The organism is Streptomyces toxytricini, from assembly GCF_014649915.1.
Lineage (GTDB): Bacteria > Actinomycetota > Actinomycetes > Streptomycetales > Streptomycetaceae > Streptomyces > Streptomyces toxytricini.
Genome location: NZ_BMTY01000026.1, coordinates 1 through 17,667 on the forward strand (window position 1 = coordinate 1; position 17,667 = coordinate 17,667).

Here is a 17,667-nt window from a genome sequence, read left to right on the forward strand (position 1 = left end):
GACGGCGAAGCCGGGCGCGAGCGTGCACAGGCGGCCCGCCTGCTCCTGGATGGCGGCGACCACCTTGGGGTGCTGGTGGCCGATGTTGGTGTTGACCAGCTGGGAGGAGAAGTCGAGGTAGCGGCGGCCGTCGTAGTCCCAGAAGTACGAGCCCTCGGCCCCGGCGACGGCGAGCGGGTCGATCAGGGCCTGGGCGGACCAGGAGTGGAAGACGTGGGCGCGGTCGGCGGCCTTGACGGTGGCGCCGTCCGCGTCGGCGGGGAGATGAGGGGTCATGCAGCCACGCTAGAAGTGCGCAGGTGGGAGGGGTATCGGCGGAGTGTATGGGGGTCGGGGCCGGGCCTCGGCAGTCTGTCGCCGGGCGGGGTGGGGCCGAGGGGGCGGACCGAAAGAGATTGACAGCATGCTGTCGTGATGACAGTCTCTTGTCATAGGCAGCCGGCCGAAAAGGCCGGCGGGTGGACGTGCGGCGGGGATGCGACGGACCCGCCGCGGCCCGCCGACACGCAACGGGAGGCGATCCACATGACCGCGAACCGCTCCGACAAGCCGGTCCACCTGGCCGTGTACGACACGTACGCGGACTGGGAGACGGGCCACACCACGGCACACCTCACGCAGCGCGGGTTCCGCGTCCGGACGGTCGCGGCCGACGCGCGACGGGATGTGACCACCATGGGCGGCGTCCGCATCCGGCCCGACGGAGCGCTGTCGGACCTGTCGCCGCAGGACTCCTCCCTGCTGATCCTGAACGGCGCGGCGCTCTGGGACACCGGGGACGAGCTGGCCCCCTTCGCGGCGAAGGCCGCGGAGTTCCTGGCCGCCGGGGTTCCCGTGGCGGCGATCTGCGGGGCCACGGCCGGCCTGGCGCGCGCCGGGCTGCTGGACGGGCGCGCCCACACCAGCGGCGCCGCCGCATACCTGGCGGAGCAGCCGGGCTACGCGGGGGCCGAGCGGTACGTCGAGGCCGACGCGGTGACGGACGGCGACCTGATCACCGCCGGGCCGACGGAGCCGGTGGCGTTCGCGCGGGAGGTCTTCGCCCGGCTCGAGGTGTACGGGCCGGAGGTGCTCGACGCGTGGTACCGGCTGTTCCACGACTCGGACGCGAGCGCCTTCCCGGTGCTGATGGCGGCCGCGGAGCGCGGGGATGCCTGAGCGCGCGGCGGCGGGGGAGGACGGCGGCGCGGCCGGGGGCGGAGGCGGCGGAGTCCGGGGCCACGGCGGGGGCGGCGGCGGGGACTACGGCGGGGTCGGCGGCGAGCGGCCGTCCACACGTGAGCGGCAGGAGTTGCTCAGCGCGGCGGCGCTCGGCGTCTTCGGCCTGAACGGCCGGTTCCTCGCCCTCTCGGAGGAGCTGGCCCGGCCGGCCGGGCTGACCGCGGCGCGCTGGCAGGTGCTCGGCGCGGTCCTGCGGGAGCCGCTGCCGGTGGCCGGCATCGCCCGCGCCATGGGCATCACCCGGCAGAGCGTCCAGCGCGTCGCGGACCTGCTGGCCGCGCAGGGACTCGCCGAGTACGTGCCCAACCCGGCGCACCGGCGTGCGAAGCTGCTCCGCCCGACCCGCGAGGGGCGCGCGGCGGTCGCCCGTATCGGACCGGCGCACGCGGCGGCGGCGACGGCGCTGGCGGAGCACCTCGGCGACGAGGCGTTCCGGGAGGTCGTGGCCGCCCTGGACCGGCTGGCCGCGGCCATGGACGCCCTCCCCGGGCCGCCCGCTCCCCCGGCCGGCGACTGAACACCCGTTTGTGTCGAAGTCGATAACTGTGCGGGCAGCGCTTGTTGGGCGCGGGCGCCCCGCGCAGACTGCCGCCCATGAAACCGTTGGAGGTAGTGGCACAACTGTGGGAGCGCTTCGCCGCCCGCGACTGGACCGGCGTGGCCCGCCTGCTCGCGAAGGACGCCGTCATCGACTGGCCCGTCAGCGGTGAGCGCATCGTCGGGCGGGCCAACTTCATCGCCGTGAGCAGCGACCTCGCCTACTCCGAGGAGAGACCCGTCGAGGTCCTCCGCATCGTCGCCGACGGCGACCTCGTCGTCACCGAGGTGGAGGTCCCGCAGGAGCACGTCGTCTACCGGGCGGTGTCCCTGTGGACCGTCCGGGACGGCGAGATCGTCGGCGCGCGCGAGTACTGGACCAGCCCCGGCCAGGACCCGGCACCCCGCTGGCGCGCCCACTTCGTCGAGCCCTTGGCCGCCGACTGACAGTGGCGGCGGGAGGGGTCGGAGGGCGGGCCGGTGCCGCCGTGGGCATCGGCGCAGGTCTGCGGCAGACTGGCCGCGTGCTGACGCAACTCGCCGCCGCCACCGGTGTCCTGGCGCTCCTGACGCTCGTGCCGGGCCCCGACATGGCCGTCGTGACCCGGCGCGCCGTGGCCCGCGGCCGCGCGGACGGGCTGCACACGGTGGCCGGGATCACCGCCGGGCTGCTCCTGTGGGGCGTGCTCACCGTCGCCGGACTGGCCGCACTACTGGCCGCGTCGGTCGGGGTGTACCTGGTGGTGAAGCTCGCGGGGGCGGCGTACCTGTGCTTCCTCGGCGTGCAGTCCCTGCGCCGGCCGGGCGCGGACGGGGCCGACCCCGCGCCGGGGCCGGGCACAGCTCCCGCGGACGGGCCGACCGGCGGGGCGTGGCGGACGGGCCTGGTCGCCAACGCCCTCAATCCGAAGATCGCCGTCTTCTACACCGGGTTGCTGCCCGCCCTCGCCCCGTCCGGTCTGCGCCCCGCGGCGGGCATGGCGCTCCTCGTGCTGGTCCACGTGCTGCTGACGGCGGCCTGGTTGGGCACGTACGTGTACGTCCTGTCGAGGGCCCGGCGGTTCTTCACCCGCCCCCGCGTGCGCCGGACCCTGGACCGGGTGACCGGAGTCGTCCTGATCGGGTTCGGCGTCCGCGTCGCGACGACGGCTTGACCGGCCGGGCGGCCGGGCTGCCGGGTGACCGGGCTGCCGGGTTCAGGCGAGTCGGTCGAGTTCCTCGCCGATGGCCGTGCGCAGGCCCTCGTGCCGGGCGCCGAGTTCGTGCCCGGTCCCCCTCCAGTACTCCTCCCCGTACAGCCAGACGGGGAGTCGGACCAGGTCTTCCGGCTCCCAGTCGTAGCGGGGCCAGACGTGCGCGTGCAGGTACGGGTCGGTGTTGCCCAGGATCTCGATGTTGACGCGGCGGAAGGCCGGGTCGAGGCGTCGGCAGGCGAGTTCGACGGCCTCGGCGAGCCGCTCCATGTCGGCGAGGTACGCCGTCCTGCGCGCCCGGGGCAGGTCCGAGAGCCGGGTCACCGAAGGGTCGTCGGTGAGGAGGACGGAGTAGCCGGGCAGGAACTGCCGGTCGCCGATCACTGCGAATCCCTGGTCGAGGCGGCGCATGACGGTGGGGTTCTCCCCGCGGTGCGCGCTGCCTATGCGGTCGTTGCGCCAGTCGGTGTTGATCATGTGTGAAGCGTAGGGGCCGGTCCCGGCAGGGGCCGGGAAACGGGGAGTTGGGGCTGCGGGGGGAGCCGGCCTCGGGCGGGTGGTGGCCGCCGCGGGGATGCATCCCGGGGGCGGATCCGGTCGGCCTGTCGGGCATGGGCGGGTAGCTCGCAGGTCTTCCCTGTCATACCTGAGAGCCATTCAGAAAGGGCGCTCCTCGGCGGGACGCGGGCGATGGCCTCTGATCCATAGCTTCGTCACGGGAGGCGGCACCCGGCCGCAAGGGTCGGACCGCCCCCTCTGGCAGCGCGACATGCGCAGGACGAAGGAGCAGGGACCGCCATGACCAGCCGACGCGAAGGACGCCCCGGAGGCCGCCGCAAGGGACACCGCCCGCGCGGCCGCCTGCGCCGCACCCTGCTGGCCGGCGCCGTCGCCGCGGCCGTGGTGCTGCCCGTCTCCGCGGCCGCCTCCCCGGCCGTCCCCGCGCCCATACCGGCAGCCGTCGGCGAACAGGAGCCTCTGCCGGCGGTGTACGGCGCGCACCGCACCGGACTCGCCGAGGCCGCCCGCATGGCCGCGGACGCCGGCCGCCCCGGCCGGGCGGCCCGGCTGAACGCCATGGAGGCGGGCGGGGCGGCGCAGTTCCTCGCCTTCGACGGCAGGGGGACGGGCCGCGCGGTGGAGGTGCTCGGCGACCTCGCGACGGCCGACCGCATAGCGGTGCTGGTCCCCGGCTCCGACACCACGCTGGACACCTACCAGCGGTTCCGGGAGGGCGCCTCCGCCCTGCACGCGCGGCTCTCCGCAGAGCGCCCGCGAACCGCGGTGGTCGCCTGGCTCGGGTACGACACGCCCGGCACCGTCAGCACGACCGTTCTGACCGCCGACCGGGCTGACGAGGCCGCCGCCGAGCTCGGCCCGTTCCTCTCCCGCCTGGCGCGCCTCGCCGGCCCCGGGGCCCGGATGTCCCTGCTGTGCCACTCCTACGGATCGGTCGTCTGCGCCCGTACGGCCACCGGATCCCCCGTCACCGATGTGGTCCTTTTCGGCAGTCCCGGCACGGGCGCCGACTCGGCTGCCGCCCTGCCCACCGCCGCCCGGGTCTGGGCGGGACGCGGCGGGTCGGACTGGATAGGGAACGTGCCGCACGTACGCCTCGGGCAGGTCGGCTTCGGCACAGACCCGGTCGACCCGGCCTTCGGGGCCCGCCCGTTCAGCGCCGGCCCGGGCGGCCACAGCGACTACCTGAAGCCCGGCACCGAATCCCTGGACAGCCTGGCCGGCATCGTGCTCGGCACCGCCGACGGCGGTGCGGGCCGGGCCGGCACCACCCCGGAGGTGCCCCGTGCGTAGTCTCCGCGCCCGCTGGTCCGCCGTCGCCGACCGCGTCGAGGCGGGCACCCCCGCCGACCGGGACCGGTCCGTGGACGCCCTGCGGGCCCTCGCCATCCTCGGCGTGGTGCTCGGCCACTGGCTGGTGACGGCGATGACCTCCTCGGAGGGCTCGCTCGCCACCACCAGCCCGCTGACCCGCATGCCGTGGCTGGCGCCCGTGTCGTGGGTGTTCCAGACGCTGGCCGTTTTCTTCTTCGTCGGGGGCCTGGTCGCCGCCCGCGGCCACGCCTCCGCCCGGGAGCGGGGCGTCCCGTACGGGGCCTGGGTGGGGCGGCGGCTGGCCCGGCTGTTCCGGCCCGTCGCCGCGGTGCTCGCCCTGTGGACGGTGGCCGCGGCCGGGATGCTGCTCGGCGGGGCGGCGTGGGACACCATCCAGGCGCTGGTGCGGCTCGTGCTGTCGCCGCTGTGGTTCCTCCTCGTGTTCGCCGTACTGACGGCGGCGACGCCGCCGGCGGTCCGGCTGCACCCGGTGTGGCCCGCGGCCGTGGTGGCCGCCGTGGACGTGTGGCGGTTCGGGCTCGGCGGGCCCGAGTGGGTCGGCTGGGTCAACGTGGCCGCGGGATGGCTCGTCCCGTACACGCTCGGCGCGGCCTGGGCGCGCGGGCGGCTCGACCGGCGCGGCCCGGCCCTGGCCCTGCTGGCCGGCGGGGCCGCGGCCACGGCGGTGCTGGTGGTGTGGGGCGGCTACCCGGCGTCCATGGTCGGTGTGCCCGGTGCGGCCGTGTCGAATCTGAACCCGCCGACGTCGGCCGCCGTCGCGTTCGGGCTGGCGCAGTGCGGGCTGGCTCTGCTGCTGCGGCAGCCGCTGGCGCGGGCCATGGCCCGGCCGCGGGTGTGGGCGGCAGTCGCCCTGCTGAACCTGTCCGCGATGACCGTCTTCCTCTGGCACCAGACGGCAATGATGGTTGTCACCGCGCTCGGCCTGACCTCCCCGGTCGACCTGCCCGGCCTGCACACCGCCCCCGACTCGGCACTGTGGATACCCGCCCGGCTGCTGTGGCTGCCGGTGTTCGCGGCCGTGCTGGCCGTCTGCCTGGCCGCGTTCCACGCGTACGAGCGGGGCGGGCGCGGCGGCCCGGGCCGGAACGACAGCGCCACCGCCTCGGCCCGGTCCGTCGGCGGCATCCGCCCGGTCGGGACGGCCCGGAGGCAGGGGGCATCCCGTGTCTAGGGTGGACGGCGTGAACGAGCAGCACAGCGCCCCGGCCGCGGCAGCCGGATCCGGACGCACAGCGGACACCGGCCGCAGGTTCGGATCCTTGCGAACCCTGGCCGGGGAGCTGTTCACGTTCGAACGGAACCCGCTGCCGGGGATGTCACGGCCGCGGTGGCTGGCCCGGCTGCCACACCTGCTGCTCGGCTATGTCGTCGTGCTCTGTACGTTCCTGACGACAGAGCAGATGTCCTCGCAGTACCGCGTGAGCGGCAACTACCCCCTGGTCGCGGCCGTGGTGAGCGGCGCGGCCGTGGTCCTCGCAATGTTCCGGCCGATCGCCGGCTGGTGGATGGCGCTCGCGGGTGCGTCCATGGTGGCGGTGCAGACGCACGGCCACGCCGGCAAGGGGCAGGGCTGGCCGTGGACGCTTGCCGGCGTGGTGCTGTTCGCCTTCGTGGTGCTGCTGGTCGCGCTGCGGGTGCCGCCCCGGGTGACCACGGCGGTGGTCGGCCTGTCCGTCGCCTTCGGCGCCCTGGCCGAGCTGCGGTTCCGGCCGGCGGGCAGCGAGAGCACGATCCCCGCGACCCTGCTGCTGTTCACCTTTGCCGGCGTGCTCGGATACGCCCTGCGCGCCGGCCGCCTGGCCCGGCGCAAACTCGTCGAGCAGGAAACGCTCACCGAGGAGGAGCGGGCCCGCAGGGCCCTGCTGGAGGAGCGCAGCCGCATAGCGCGCGAACTGCACGACGTGGTCGCCCACCACATGTCGGTCATCTCCATCCAGGCGCAGGTCGCCCCGCACCTGGTCAAGGACCCTCCGCCGGAGCTCAGGGAAAACCTGGCCGGCATCCGGGAGAACGCCCTGGAGGCCCTCACCGAGCTGCGGCGGGTGCTGGGCGTGCTGCGCTCGGAGCAGGCCGCCGACCCGGCGAATCCCCACCATCCGCAGCCCACCCTCGCGGAGTTGGAGGGGCTCGTCGGCAACGTGCGCAGCGCCGGACTGGAGGTGACCACCGCGATCGCGGGCATCCGGCGGCCGCTGGCGCCGGGTGTGGAGCTCACCGCGTACCGGATCGTGCAGGAGGCGCTCAGCAACTGCCTCCGCCACGCCCCCGGATCGCAGGTGGAGGTCGGCATCGCGTACGGGCCGCGGGAGCTGCACCTGTGCGTCGCCAACACGGCGCCGACCCGGAAGGCCCCGCCCTCGCACGGTGCGGGGCACGGGCTGCTGGGCATGCGGGAGCGGGCGGGCATGCTGGGGGGCGAGCTCGCCGCGGGTACGCGGCCGGGCGGCGGGTACGAGGTGAGCGCCGTGCTGCCCGTGGACCCTTTGACGAATTGACCAGAAGGACGCCATGACGACGACGGCCCGACCGATCCGGGTGATGATCGCCGACGACCAGATGATGGTGCGGCAGGGCTTCACCGTCCTGCTCAACGCACAGCCCGACCTGGAGGTCGTCGGGCAGGCCGTGGACGGCGCGGACGCCGTGGCGAAGGCCGCCGAACTCGGGCCCGACGTGGTGCTGATGGACATCCGCATGCCGGGGATGGGCGGCATCGAGGCGACATCCGTGATCACCGCGTCGGGCTCCGGGGCGAAGGTGCTCGTCCTGACGACCTTCGACCTCGACGAGTACGTGTACGAGGCGCTGCGGGCCGGCGCGTCCGGGTTCCTGCTGAAGGACGCCTCCGCGGACCAGCTGGCCGAGGCGGTGCGGGTGGTGGCGGCCGGCGAGGCCCTGCTGTCCCCGAACATCACCAAGCGGCTCATCACCGAGTTCTCACGGCTCGGCGCGCCGCGCGCCCCGTCGAAGGCGCGGATCGCGGAGCTGACCGAGCGCGAGACCGAGGTGCTGGCGCTGATCGCGCAGGGGCTGTCCAATGCGGAGATCGCGGCGCGGCTCGTCGTGGCCGAGCAGACGGTGAAGACGCACGTGGGGCGGATCCTGGTGAAGCTCGGCCTGCGGGACCGCACGCAGGCGGCGGTCTTCGCCTACGAGACGGGTCTGGTCCGTCCGACGGGCTACTGAGGGGCCCGCGTAGTACCTGAGGGGGAGGCCCGCAGATCCCCTTGTGCGGCGACGCGGACGAGAGGACCGCGGACCTACGGTGGTGCCATGACCGAGAAGACTTCCGGGGCGAATCCCGGGACCCCCGAGATCCGGCTGGCTTCGGGAATCCTCCGGAGCCTGCGCGAGGAACTCCTCACGGACGCTTTTGCATACCGGCCGCTGCCGCCGATGCGCACGGACGGCCCGGTGGTGCGGCGGCTGCCCGAGGGGATACAGGCGAAGGCGCCGTTCCTGCCGCACGCGGTGGTCGCCGCCACGGCGCTGCTGGTGGCTCTGATCACCCTCGCCGCGAACGAGTACCTGTGGCCGCCGGCAGTGCTGCTGCTGTGCGCGATCGCGGCGGCGCCGGTGCTGATGACGCTGGTGCGGCCCGTCGGGGCGTTCTGGGCGGCCCTCGCGGCGACCGCGGTGCTCGCCGTGGCGGGCGCGGGGGACGGGGCGACATGGCCCTGGGGGGCGGCGAGCTTCGTCGCCTACCTGGTCACCGTGACCGTCGTCGCGATGCGGACCCGGCCCCGGACCGCGGGCTGGATGTGGCTGGTCACCCTGGTGTTCGGGATATCCGCCGCGGTCCTGGCCGGGCAGGACTCGGAGAACGCCGTACCCATCCTGTTCCTGCTGGCGGTCTCGCTGCTGGCGGTGACCGTCCGGCACACCCGCCGGGAGGCGGAGCAGGAGGTGAGCGCCCAGGCGGAGGTCACCGCGGTCGAGCGGGACCGGCGGACGCTGCTGGAGGAGCGGACGACGATCGCGCGAGAACTGCACGACGTGGTCGCCCACCACATGTCGGTGGTGGCGATCCAGGCGGAGGCCGCACCGTACCGGGTGAAGAACCCGCCGCAGGAGCTGGAGGCGGCGTTCGCGACGATCCGGGAGAACGCGGTGGCGGCGCTGACGGAGCTGCGCCGGGTGCTGGGAGTGGTCCGCTCCGAGGACTACGAGGCGCCGGACGCCCCGCAGCCGACGCTGGCCTCGCTGGACGGGCTCGTGGCCAATGTGCGGGAGGCCGGCCTGCGGGTGGAGAAGACGGTGACGGGCCCGGTGCGGGAGCTGCCGCCGGGGGTCGAGCTGTCGGCGTACCGGATCGCGCAGGAGGCCCTCAGCAACACCCTGCGCCACGCACCGGGAGCGGCCGCCGGCGTGGAGGTGTCGTACGTGCTAGGCGGGCTCGGCATACGCGTCGTCAACGGGGCGCCGACCGGGAACGCGCGGCCTTCGCCGGGTGCGGGGCACGGGATTACGGGGATGCGGGAGCGGGTCGCCATGCTGGAGGGGGAGATGACGGCCGGGCAGACGGCGGAAGGCGGATACGAGGTGGCGGTGTTCATACCCGTGCGCGGGCAGGTAGCGGCCCGGGAGACGGCGCGGGAACGGGCATGACGATCAGGGTTCTCATCGTCGACGACCAGATGATGGTGCGGGAGGGCTTCTCGGTCCTGCTGAACGCGATGGACGGCATCGAGGTGGTCGGCGAGGCCGTCGACGGGCGGGAGGCCATCGCGCAGGTGGCGGCGCTCAGGCCCGACGTGGTGCTGATGGACGTCCGGATGCCGGTGATGAACGGGCTGGAGGCGACACGGGAGATCGCCGCGATGGGCACGGACGCGAAGGTGCTGGTCCTGACGACCTTCGACCTCGACGAGTACGTGTACCAGGCGCTGCGGGCCGGGGCGTCCGGGTTCCTGCTGAAGGACGCCTCCGCGCGGCAACTCGCGGAGGGCGTGCGGGTGGTGGCGTCCGGGGAGGCGCTGCTGGCGCCGACGGTCACGAAGCGGCTGATCCTGGAGTTCTCCCGGCTGTCGGCGGCGCCCCGGCCGGTCGGTGCTGCCGGTGTGGGGGAGTTGACGGAGCGGGAGACGGAGGTGCTCGTCCTGATCGCGCAGGGGCTGTCCAATGCGGAGATCGCGGACCGGCTGGTGGTGGCCGAGTCCACCATCAAGACGCACGTCAGCCGGATCCTGGTGAAGCTGGGCCTGCGCGACCGGACGCAGGCGGCGGTCTTCGCCTACGAGACCCGCCTCGTCACCCCGGCGTAGCCGGCCCGACGCGGTCCGGCTGCCTGCGGGGGTCCGTACGCCTGGGTCGTCTCTTTCGGATCTTGCCGGTCAAGCCCGCGTCGTCCGGTGCCGTGCATCGCAAGGCGGAGGGTCGTCCGCGTACTGGGGTACGCGGGCGGCCCGACAGCGCGGCGAGGCGCGGCAGCGGGCGGCGCGGGCTAGGCGGGATCCGAAAGAGACGACCTAGGCTGCGGGCATGGGCTTTGATCCGTGGGATGCCTCCTTCGTCGCCGACCCGTACCCGGCCTACCGGGAGTTGCGGGAGCAGGGCCGGGCCGTCTGGTGCGAGGCCACCGGCCAGTGGCTGGTGCCGCACTACGCCGATGTGAGCGCGCTGCTGCGCGACCGGCGGCTCGGGCGTACGTACCTGCACCGCTTCTCGCACGAGGAGTTCGGGCGGGCGGCGCCTCCGCCGGAGCACGAGCCGTTCCACGTGCTCAACGACAACGGGCTGCTCGACCTGGAGGACCCGGCGCACGGGCGGGTGCGGCGGCTGGTGTCGAAGGCGTTCACACCGCGGACGGTGGAGCGGCTCGCACCGGCGGTGGAGCGGATGGCCGGGGAGCTGGTCGGCCGGCTCCTCGCCGACGGGGGCGGCGATCTGCTGACGGTGGTCGCCGAGCCGCTGCCCGTGGCGGTGATCGCGGAGCTGCTGGGGGTGCCGGAGGAGGACCGGGGGCTGCTGCGGCCGTGGTCCGCGGACATCTGCGGGATGTTCGAGCTGCGGCCCGACGAGGAGACGGCGCGGCGGGCCGTGCAGGCGAGCACCGAGTTCAGCGCCTACCTGCGGGAGCTGATCGCCCGGCGGCGCCGACAGCCCGGCGAGGACCTGGTCTCCGGTCTGATCGCGGCGCACGACGAGGAGGGGCGGCTCAGCGAACAGGAGATGATCTCCACCTGCGTGCTCCTGCTGAACGCCGGACACGAGGCCACGGTGAACACGACCGTCAACGGCTGGTGGGCGCTCTTCCGCAATCCCGGGCAGCTGGCCGCGCTCGACCGGGAAAAGTTGTCCACAGCTGTGGATGAACTGATGCGCTACGACACCCCGCTCCAGATGTTCGAGCGGTGGGTCCTGGACGACATCGAGATCGGCGGCACGGCCATCCCCCGCGGCGCGGAGGTGGCGCTGCTGTTCGGCTCCGCCAACCGCGACCCGGCCCGCTTCGCGGACCCGGACACCCTCGACCTCTCCCGCACCGACAATCCGCACCTCAGCTTCGGCGCGGGCATCCACTACTGCCTGGGCGCCCCGCTGGCCCGCCGCGAGCTGGCGGCCTCCTTCGGCGCGCTCCTGGCGGACGGCGTGCCCCCGCTGAAACTCGTCCGCGAACCGCAGTGGCAGCCCGGGTACGTGATCCGCGGGCTGCGGGAGCTGATCGTCGAGTTCTGACTCCAGCCGCACCGCGGAGCGCCCCGCCCCCGCCGCGGAGCGCCCCGCCCCGCCCCGCGTGCTATGGTCCACCCAAGGCCTCCGGCTCTCCCTGACGGGAGCGAACGGAGGCTTTTTTCATGCCTTCTGACGCCTCATCAACACCCCGTCCGTCTCGTCCGCCCCGCCCGCCCGTGCCGTCCGGCGCCCGTCCCGGGTACCGGGAGCTCCTGCGGAACCGGGAGTTCGCGGGGCTCTTCGCGAGCTTCGCGCTCACCGCCGCCGCGAGCGCCCTGTCCGGGTTCGCCCTCGGCAGCCTCGTCGACCGCCAGACCGGTTCCCCCTTCCTGACGGCGGTCAGCATGTACGGGGCGACCTTCGCGACGGTGCTCGGGGCGCTGACCCTGATGTCCGTCGCCGACGGCAGCCGCCCCCGCCGCACCCTGCTCGCCCTCCAGGGCGCCTCCCTCGCCGGCATCGCCGCCCAGGCGGTGCCGGGGCTGCCGCTCGCCGCACGCTTCGCGCTGCTCCTCGCCCTCGGCTTCTTCCAGTCCCTCGGCACCGGCACCCGCATGGGCCTGCTCGCCGAGATCGTCCCCGCCTCCGCCTACGCCCCGGCCCGCTCCCTGATGAACATCACCGCCGGCGCCGTCTCCGTCCTCGGCTACGCCTCCGGCGCGCTGCTGGTGCGCGCCATCGGCCCGCACGGGCTGTTCGCGGCCGCCGCCGCGCTCACCGCGCTCTCCCTGGCCGCCGTCGCGGCGACGCTGCGCGAGCGCTCCATCCGGCTCGCCCGCCGCCCCGGCCTGCGCAGCACCCGGGCCGGGAACGCCGAACTGCTGGGCCGCCCCGGCCGGCGGGCCCTGCTGCTGAACCTGTGGGTGCCGAACGGCCTGGTCGTCGGCTGCGAGGCGCTGTTCATCCCGTACGCCGCGCAGTACGCAGGCCACCTCCTGGCCGCCGCGTCCGCGGGCCTGCTCCTCGGCGACCTCGCCGTCGGGCGGCTGCTCACCGCCGGGGGAAGGCGCCGCGCCGCGTTCCCGCTGCGGCTGCTGATGGCCGCGCCCTTCCTGGTGTTCGCGCTCCACCCGCCGCTGCCGGTCGCCGCCGTCGCCGTGTTCCTCGCCGGCGCCGGCTTCGCGGCCACCCTGCCGATGCAGGAGCAGCTCCTCGCACTCACCCCGGAGTCGGTCCGCGGCCAGGTCCAGGGCGTGGAGTCCGCGGGCCGGATGACCTGGCAGGGCATCGGCGCCGCCCTCGCCGGAGCCGCCGCGCAGGCCGTCGGGCCGGCCGCGGCGATCACGGCGCTCGCGGCCGCCTCGCTGGCCGTCACCGTCCTCTCCCGCCGCCACGTGCTGCGCGAGACGGCCCGTACGCCGGTCAGCGCGGCAGAATGAGCCCCCACGCCGCCGGCCGCAGGGTCCACGTCCGCCGCCGGACCGGCCCGGAGACCGCCGCGTCGGCCCGGTAGCGGAAGTCGGCGCCCGCCACCGTGACCGCCGCGGCGCGGGCCCGGACCACGGCGCCCTCCGCCCGGACGACGACCTCCGCCAGGCCGCCCCCGCGGGGCGCGACCGCGACGTCGTCCACGGGCCGGTCCACATCGGCCAGCACCACCCCGTCGGCCTCGACCCGCAGCCGGTGCCCCCCGGCCGGGGCCGCGGGCGGCCCGGCGAGCGTCCGCACCAGCGACCGGTAGGCGCTGCGCACCGACGCCCCGCCCGCCCGGGGCGCGGGCGGCCGGGCGGGCGGGATGCGCAGACCGCCGAGGACGACGCCGTCGCTGTCGTCGACGAGCAGGTCTCGGACGCCGACGACCCCGTCCAGGGCCGCCCGCGCCGCCGACACCGCCGACATCGGAACCCCCAGCAGCCGCGCCAGCCCCAGCGAGCCCGCCTGCCCCACGGGAACCACCGAGAGGGCCTCCCCGTCGAGCTCCCGCTCCCGGTGCAGCAGCCCGACCGCCCGTACGAGGGCCCGGTCGTCGCCTACGATCACCGGCCGCCGATGGCCGCGGCGGGCGAGCGCCCGCGCGAACTCCTCCGGCGACTGGGGGAGGCAGATCTTCGCCGCCGCCCCGGCCGACAGCACGTCCCTCGCGATGCGCACGGACTCTCCGTCGAGACGGCGCGCGACCGGGTCGACGAGCACCAGCAGGCCGCCGACCGGCGCGCCCGCAGGGCTCATGGTGGGCTCCGGAGCCGACACCTCGGTCCTTCCTCGGGTAGCATCTTTGTGCAAGAGGCCCTTGCGCTATTGCGCCAGGGCCTTCGTCTATTCCGGGGTACCGGTCCGACGGCCCAGCCTGCGGTGTACATCGTCGTACGCCCCCTGGCCTTGGACATGCCCCATCCGGAAGAGGTGTACGCCTGTGCCCGCTCTTGTGCTGCTCGGAGCTCAGTGGGGTGACGAGGGCAAGGGGAAGGCCACCGACCTGCTCGGTGGATCCGTTGACTACGTGGTGCGCTACCAGGGCGGCAACAACGCCGGCCACACGGTCGTCGTAGGCGACCAGAAGTACGCGCTGCACCTTCTCCCGTCCGGCATCCTGTCCCCCGGATGCACCCCGGTCATCGGCAACGGCGTCGTCGTCGACCCGTCCGTGCTCCTGTCCGAGCTGCGCGGGCTGAACGAGCGCGGCATCGACACCTCGAAGCTGCTGATCAGCGGAAACGCCCACCTGATCACGCCGTACAACGTCACCCTCGACAAGGTCGGCGAGCGCTTCCTCGGCAAGCGCAAGATCGGCACGACCGGCCGCGGCATCGGCCCGACGTACGCGGACAAGATCAACCGCGTCGGCATCCGCGTCCAGGACCTCTACGACGAGTCGATCCTCACCCAGAAGGTCGAGGCGGCGCTGGAGAACAAGAACCAGCTGCTGGCCAAGCTCTACAACCGCCGCGCGATCGAGGCCGGCGCGATCGTGGAGGAGATGCTCCAGTACGCGGACCAGATCAAGCCGTACGTCGCGGACACCACCCTGATCCTCAACAACGCGCTGGACGAGGACAAGGTCGTGCTGTTCGAGGGCGGCCAGGGCACCCTCCTGGACGTGGACCACGGCACGTACCCGTTCGTGACCTCCTCGAACCCGACCGCGGGCGGCGCCTGCACCGGCACGGGCGTCGGCCCGACCCGGATCAGCCGCGTCATCGGCATCCTGAAGGCGTACACGACCCGCGTCGGCGCGGGCCCGTTCCCGACCGAGCTGTTCGACCAGGACGGCGAGGACCTGCGCCGCATCGGCGGCGAGCGCGGCGTCACCACCGGCCGCGACCGGCGCTGCGGCTGGTTCGACGCCCCGATCGCCCGCTACGCCACGCGCGTGAACGGCCTGACGGACTTCTTCCTGACCAAGCTCGACGTGCTGACCGGCTGGGAGCAGATCCCGGTGTGCGTCGCGTACGAGATCGACGGCAAGCGCGTCGAGGAGCTGCCGTACTCGCAGACGGACTTCCACCACGCGAAGCCGATCTACGAGAACCTGCCGGGCTGGTCCGAGGACATCACCAAGGCCAAGACCTTCTCCGACCTGCCGAAGAACGCGCAGGCGTACGTGAAGGCCCTGGAGGAGATGTCGGGCGCCCCGATCTCCGCGATCGGCGTCGGCCCCGGCCGCACCGAGACGATCGAGATCAACTCGTTCCTCTAGACGGAACGGCCGACGGCCTTCCGCACGGGAGCCCCCGGCTCCCGCCCGCCGCGCGAAGGGGGCGGTGCACCGCACGGTGCGCCGCCCCCTTCGCGCGTTCCGGTCAGTCCGCTTCGTAGACGCCGAGGCGGTCGACGATCACGTCGACCGAACTCGGCGCCCGCCGTGGTGGCGATGAAACCAGGGCGCGCAGGCTGCCGATCAGACGATGGCTTGATCACAGCGGGCGGCCCCGGGGAAGGGGGGCGGGCGGTTCATGCCCGGCCGGCTCCCAGCAGCGCGTCGATGCCCGCCTTGATGCGGTCGGCCGACACCGCCCGCTCCGCCGCCAGGTGCTCGAACAGGCTGGGGACGAACGGGGCGAGCAGCAGGTGGGCCAGGACCGGTGCGTCCGCCTCCGGGCGGGCCTGCCGCAGCAGCAGGGACACGTGCGTGTGCATGGTGAGGTAGGCGCCGCTGCCGTACCGGGCGCCCGGCGACGCGGCCTCGGCGGCGCCCATCACGGCCCGGCAGGCGGAGAGCCGCTCGGCCAGCGTGTGCAGGAACGCGCGCAGCCGCTCCTCCGGGGGTGCTCCGGGCCCCAGCGGCGGCGGGCCGCCGAGGAACGCCTCCTGGAAGCGCTTCTCGTCCTCGTCGAGCAGGGCCAGCAGCAGCCCGCTGACGTCGCCGAAGCGGCGGTAGACGGTGCCGACGCCCATGCCCGCGGCGTGCGCGACGGCGTTCATGGTGACGGCCTCCGGCCCCTGCTCCGCGACCAGCCGCGCGGCCGCGTCCAGGATCCTGCGCCGGTTGCGGGCGGCGTCCGCCCGCTCCGGCGGGGCCTGGCCCGTGACGGGAAGCTCGGTGCGGCTCATACGGGCAGGCTACCGGATCCCCTTGCCAAACGGATTTCTATCCGCTTGACTCGGGTCCAGCAAAAGCGGATAGCGATCCGCTTCATCAGGAGGGAAGTCACCATGGGCGCCAAGGTCGCCGTCGTCTACTACTCGTCCACCGGAAACGTCCACGCCCTCGCGCAGGCCGTCGCCGAAGGCGCCGAGAAGGCCGGCGCCGAGGTGCGCCTGCGCCGCGTGCCCGAACTCGCCCCGGACGCCGCCATCGACGCCAACCCCGCGTGGCGCGAGCACGTCGAGGCCGCCAAGGACGTCGAGACGGCGACGCTGGACGACCTCTCCTGGGCCAACGCCTACGCGATCGGCTCCCCCACCCGCTACGGCAACATCGCGGGCCAGCTGAAGCAGTTCCTCGACACCACCGGCGGCCTCTGGCAGCAGGGCGCCCTCGCCGACAAGCCGGCGACCGGCTTCACCAGCGCGCACAACGCCCACGGCGGCAACGAGTCCACCCTGCTCGCGCTGTACAACACCTTCCACCACTGGGGCTCGGTCATCGTCGCCCCCGGCTTCACCGACCCGGCCGTCTTCGCCGCCGGCGGCAACCCGTACGGCTCCTCGCACCCCGGCGGCAGCGGCCCCGTCACCGAGGAGGCCCTCGCCGCGGCCCGCCACCAGGGCGCACGGCTGGCCCGCTTCGCCGCCCGCCTCGCCGCGACGGCCTGACGACCGCCCGGGCGGCGCCCGCGCCTACCAGGCGAGCTGCGAGATCTCCTCGGCGACGACCGCGCAGGCGTCCGCGCCCGGGTCGATCAGCGGGAAGTGCCCGATCCCGTCCAGCAGGGTCAGCCCCACCGTCTCGCCTGCCCGGGCCGCCGCCTCCACGTACGACTCGGCGACCGCCGCCGGCACCACGATGTCCTCCCGGCCGTGCACCACGGCGGTGGCGATCCCCGTGGGCAGCAGCACCGCCGGGTCCGCGTACGGCGACCGCTCCGCCAGGTGCGCCCCGCCGCCGAGCAGCTGCTCGGCGGCCCCGCCGCACACGCCGAGCTTGCCCGCGACCTCGAAGTCCGCGATCGGCGCCAGCGCCACCACTCCGCGCAGCGGCGGCGGCTCGGGCAGCCGCCAGCCGGCCGGGGCGCCGGCGGGCAGCACGTGCCGGGCGGCCGCCCACAGCGCCAGGTGGCCGCCCGCCGAGTGCCCGGTGACGACCGTGCGCCGCAGGTCCGCCTGCGGCAGCACGGCGGCGGCCAGCCCGGGCAGGGCGTCCATCGCCGCGGCGACATCGTCGAAGGTTTCCGGCCAGCGCCCGGCGACCGGGCCGTCCGCGTCCTGGTGCGGCAGCGAACTCCCGCGCCGGTACTCGACATTGGCCACCGCGAATCCCCGCCGCGCCAGGAAGTCCGCCAGCGGCGTCACGTGCGCGCGGTCGTACGGGGCGCGCCAGGCCCCGCCGTGCAGCAGCACCACCAGCGGCGCGGAGGCGGCGGAGCCGTCGCCCTCGCGCGGGGCGTAGAAGTCGACGACGTGGTCGGGGTGTTCCCCGTACGCGGCGGTCGCGTCCGGCGCGACCGGCGGGTGGGCGAAGGCCGAGGCGGCCTCGGCGGCGTCCCGTTCGACTGCGGGATCCGACATCGGCTCCACCTCTCGTAACGCGTGGGACTGGTGTTCCGGTGTTCCGGCAGAGCGGGACCGTATCAGGCCGGAACAGGCC

The 17,667-nt window shown here is 74.5% G+C and carries 19 protein-coding genes; 14 read left to right on the plus strand and 5 right to left on the minus strand.

From position 1 onward, the window contains the following. Positions 1 to 276, minus strand: a 276-nt coding sequence (locus IE170_RS27650; RefSeq protein WP_189812193.1) for an aminotransferase class III-fold pyridoxal phosphate-dependent enzyme, incomplete at its 3' end; no start/stop codon positions are given. Positions 277 to 525: 249 nt separating this feature from the next. Between IE170_RS27650 and IE170_RS27655 the strand changes: the two genes are divergently transcribed. From IE170_RS27655 to IE170_RS27670, 4 genes are all read left to right on the plus strand, one after another. Beyond that, the gene (locus IE170_RS27655) at positions 526 to 1,158 is read left to right on the plus strand and encodes a DJ-1/PfpI family protein (protein ID WP_189812194.1); all 633 of its coding nucleotides are present in this window, start codon (positions 526 to 528) and stop codon (positions 1,156 to 1,158) included. Then, positions 1,151 to 1,738: a MarR family winged helix-turn-helix transcriptional regulator gene (locus IE170_RS27660; protein ID WP_189812195.1), complete on the plus strand. Its 588-nt coding sequence runs from the start codon at positions 1,151 to 1,153 to the stop codon at positions 1,736 to 1,738. Before IE170_RS27655 ends, IE170_RS27660 begins: the two co-directional genes overlap by 8 nt. A 77-nt stretch (positions 1,739 to 1,815) precedes the next feature. Further along, positions 1,816 to 2,205 carry a nuclear transport factor 2 family protein gene (locus IE170_RS27665; RefSeq protein WP_189812196.1) on the plus strand — a complete coding sequence of 130 codons (390 nt, stop codon included), beginning with the start codon at positions 1,816 to 1,818 and terminating at the stop codon, positions 2,203 to 2,205. A gap of 77 nt (positions 2,206 to 2,282) precedes the next feature. Continuing rightward, positions 2,283 to 2,912: a LysE family translocator gene (locus IE170_RS27670; protein WP_189812197.1), complete on the plus strand. Its 630-nt coding sequence runs from the start codon at positions 2,283 to 2,285 to the stop codon at positions 2,910 to 2,912. A 42-nt stretch (positions 2,913 to 2,954) separates the two neighbouring features. Here the strand turns inward: IE170_RS27670 and IE170_RS27675 are convergent, their stop codons facing one another. After that, the gene (locus IE170_RS27675) at positions 2,955 to 3,425 is read right to left on the minus strand and encodes an HIT family protein (RefSeq protein WP_189812295.1); all 471 of its coding nucleotides are present in this window, start codon (positions 3,423 to 3,425) and stop codon (positions 2,955 to 2,957) included. A 324-nt stretch (positions 3,426 to 3,749) separates the two neighbouring features. On the opposite strand from IE170_RS27675, the gene IE170_RS27680 reads away from it, so the two are divergent. From IE170_RS27680 to IE170_RS27715, 8 genes are all read left to right on the plus strand, one after another. Then, positions 3,750 to 4,763: an alpha/beta hydrolase gene (locus IE170_RS27680; protein ID WP_189812198.1), complete on the plus strand. Its 1,014-nt coding sequence runs from the start codon at positions 3,750 to 3,752 to the stop codon at positions 4,761 to 4,763. Further along, entirely contained in the window at positions 4,756 to 5,976 is a 1,221-nt protein-coding gene (locus IE170_RS27685) for an acyltransferase family protein (RefSeq protein ID WP_189812199.1), read from the plus strand. Before IE170_RS27680 ends, IE170_RS27685 begins: the two co-directional genes overlap by 8 nt. A 10-nt stretch (positions 5,977 to 5,986) precedes the next feature. Further along, complete coding sequence (locus IE170_RS27690) at positions 5,987 to 7,300, plus strand: sensor histidine kinase (RefSeq protein ID WP_229885226.1); 1,314 nt, start codon at positions 5,987 to 5,989, stop codon at positions 7,298 to 7,300. Positions 7,301 to 7,313: 13 nt separating this feature from the next. Beyond that, positions 7,314 to 7,991: a response regulator gene (locus IE170_RS27695; protein WP_189812200.1), complete on the plus strand. Its 678-nt coding sequence runs from the start codon at positions 7,314 to 7,316 to the stop codon at positions 7,989 to 7,991. An 87-nt stretch (positions 7,992 to 8,078) separates the two neighbouring features. Then, complete coding sequence (locus tag IE170_RS27700) at positions 8,079 to 9,413, plus strand: sensor histidine kinase (RefSeq protein ID WP_189812201.1); 1,335 nt, start codon at positions 8,079 to 8,081, stop codon at positions 9,411 to 9,413. Then, a complete protein-coding gene (locus IE170_RS27705; RefSeq protein WP_189812202.1) occupies positions 9,410 to 10,069 on the plus strand; it encodes a response regulator in 660 nt (219 codons plus the stop codon). The genes IE170_RS27700 and IE170_RS27705 overlap by 4 nt, the downstream gene beginning before the upstream one ends. A 217-nt stretch (positions 10,070 to 10,286) precedes the next feature. Continuing rightward, positions 10,287 to 11,483: a cytochrome P450 gene (locus tag IE170_RS27710; RefSeq protein WP_189812203.1), complete on the plus strand. Its 1,197-nt coding sequence runs from the start codon at positions 10,287 to 10,289 to the stop codon at positions 11,481 to 11,483. A 119-nt stretch (positions 11,484 to 11,602) separates the two neighbouring features. Then, complete coding sequence (locus IE170_RS27715) at positions 11,603 to 12,859, plus strand: MFS transporter (RefSeq protein ID WP_373299065.1); 1,257 nt, start codon at positions 11,603 to 11,605, stop codon at positions 12,857 to 12,859. Here IE170_RS27715 and IE170_RS27720 read toward each other — a convergent pair. Beyond that, entirely contained in the window at positions 12,843 to 13,649 is an 807-nt protein-coding gene (locus IE170_RS27720) for a diacylglycerol kinase (protein ID WP_189812205.1), read from the minus strand. The two genes, IE170_RS27715 and IE170_RS27720, sit on opposite strands and share 17 nt — an antisense overlap. A gap of 184 nt (positions 13,650 to 13,833) precedes the next feature. Here IE170_RS27720 and IE170_RS27725 point away from each other — a divergent pair, with 184 nt between their 5' ends. Further along, on the plus strand, positions 13,834 to 15,117 hold the full coding sequence (locus tag IE170_RS27725) for an adenylosuccinate synthase (protein WP_189812206.1): 1,284 nt from the start codon (positions 13,834 to 13,836) through the stop codon (positions 15,115 to 15,117). Positions 15,118 to 15,371: 254 nt separating this feature from the next. Here the strand turns inward: IE170_RS27725 and IE170_RS27730 are convergent, their stop codons facing one another. After that, on the minus strand, positions 15,372 to 15,971 hold the full coding sequence (locus IE170_RS27730; RefSeq protein ID WP_189812207.1) for a TetR/AcrR family transcriptional regulator: 600 nt from the start codon (positions 15,969 to 15,971) through the stop codon (positions 15,372 to 15,374). 102 nt (positions 15,972 to 16,073) lie between these two features. Between IE170_RS27730 and wrbA the strand changes: the two genes are divergently transcribed. Next, a complete protein-coding gene (wrbA, locus tag IE170_RS27735; RefSeq protein WP_189812208.1) occupies positions 16,074 to 16,676 on the plus strand; it encodes an NAD(P)H:quinone oxidoreductase in 603 nt (200 codons plus the stop codon). A gap of 24 nt (positions 16,677 to 16,700) precedes the next feature. Here wrbA and IE170_RS27740 read toward each other — a convergent pair whose 3' ends face one another. Continuing rightward, positions 16,701 to 17,588 (minus strand): alpha/beta hydrolase family protein, encoded by an 888-nt coding sequence (locus IE170_RS27740; protein ID WP_189812209.1) that lies wholly within the window; start codon positions 17,586 to 17,588, stop codon positions 16,701 to 16,703. Positions 17,589 to 17,667: the final 79 nt, after the last annotated feature.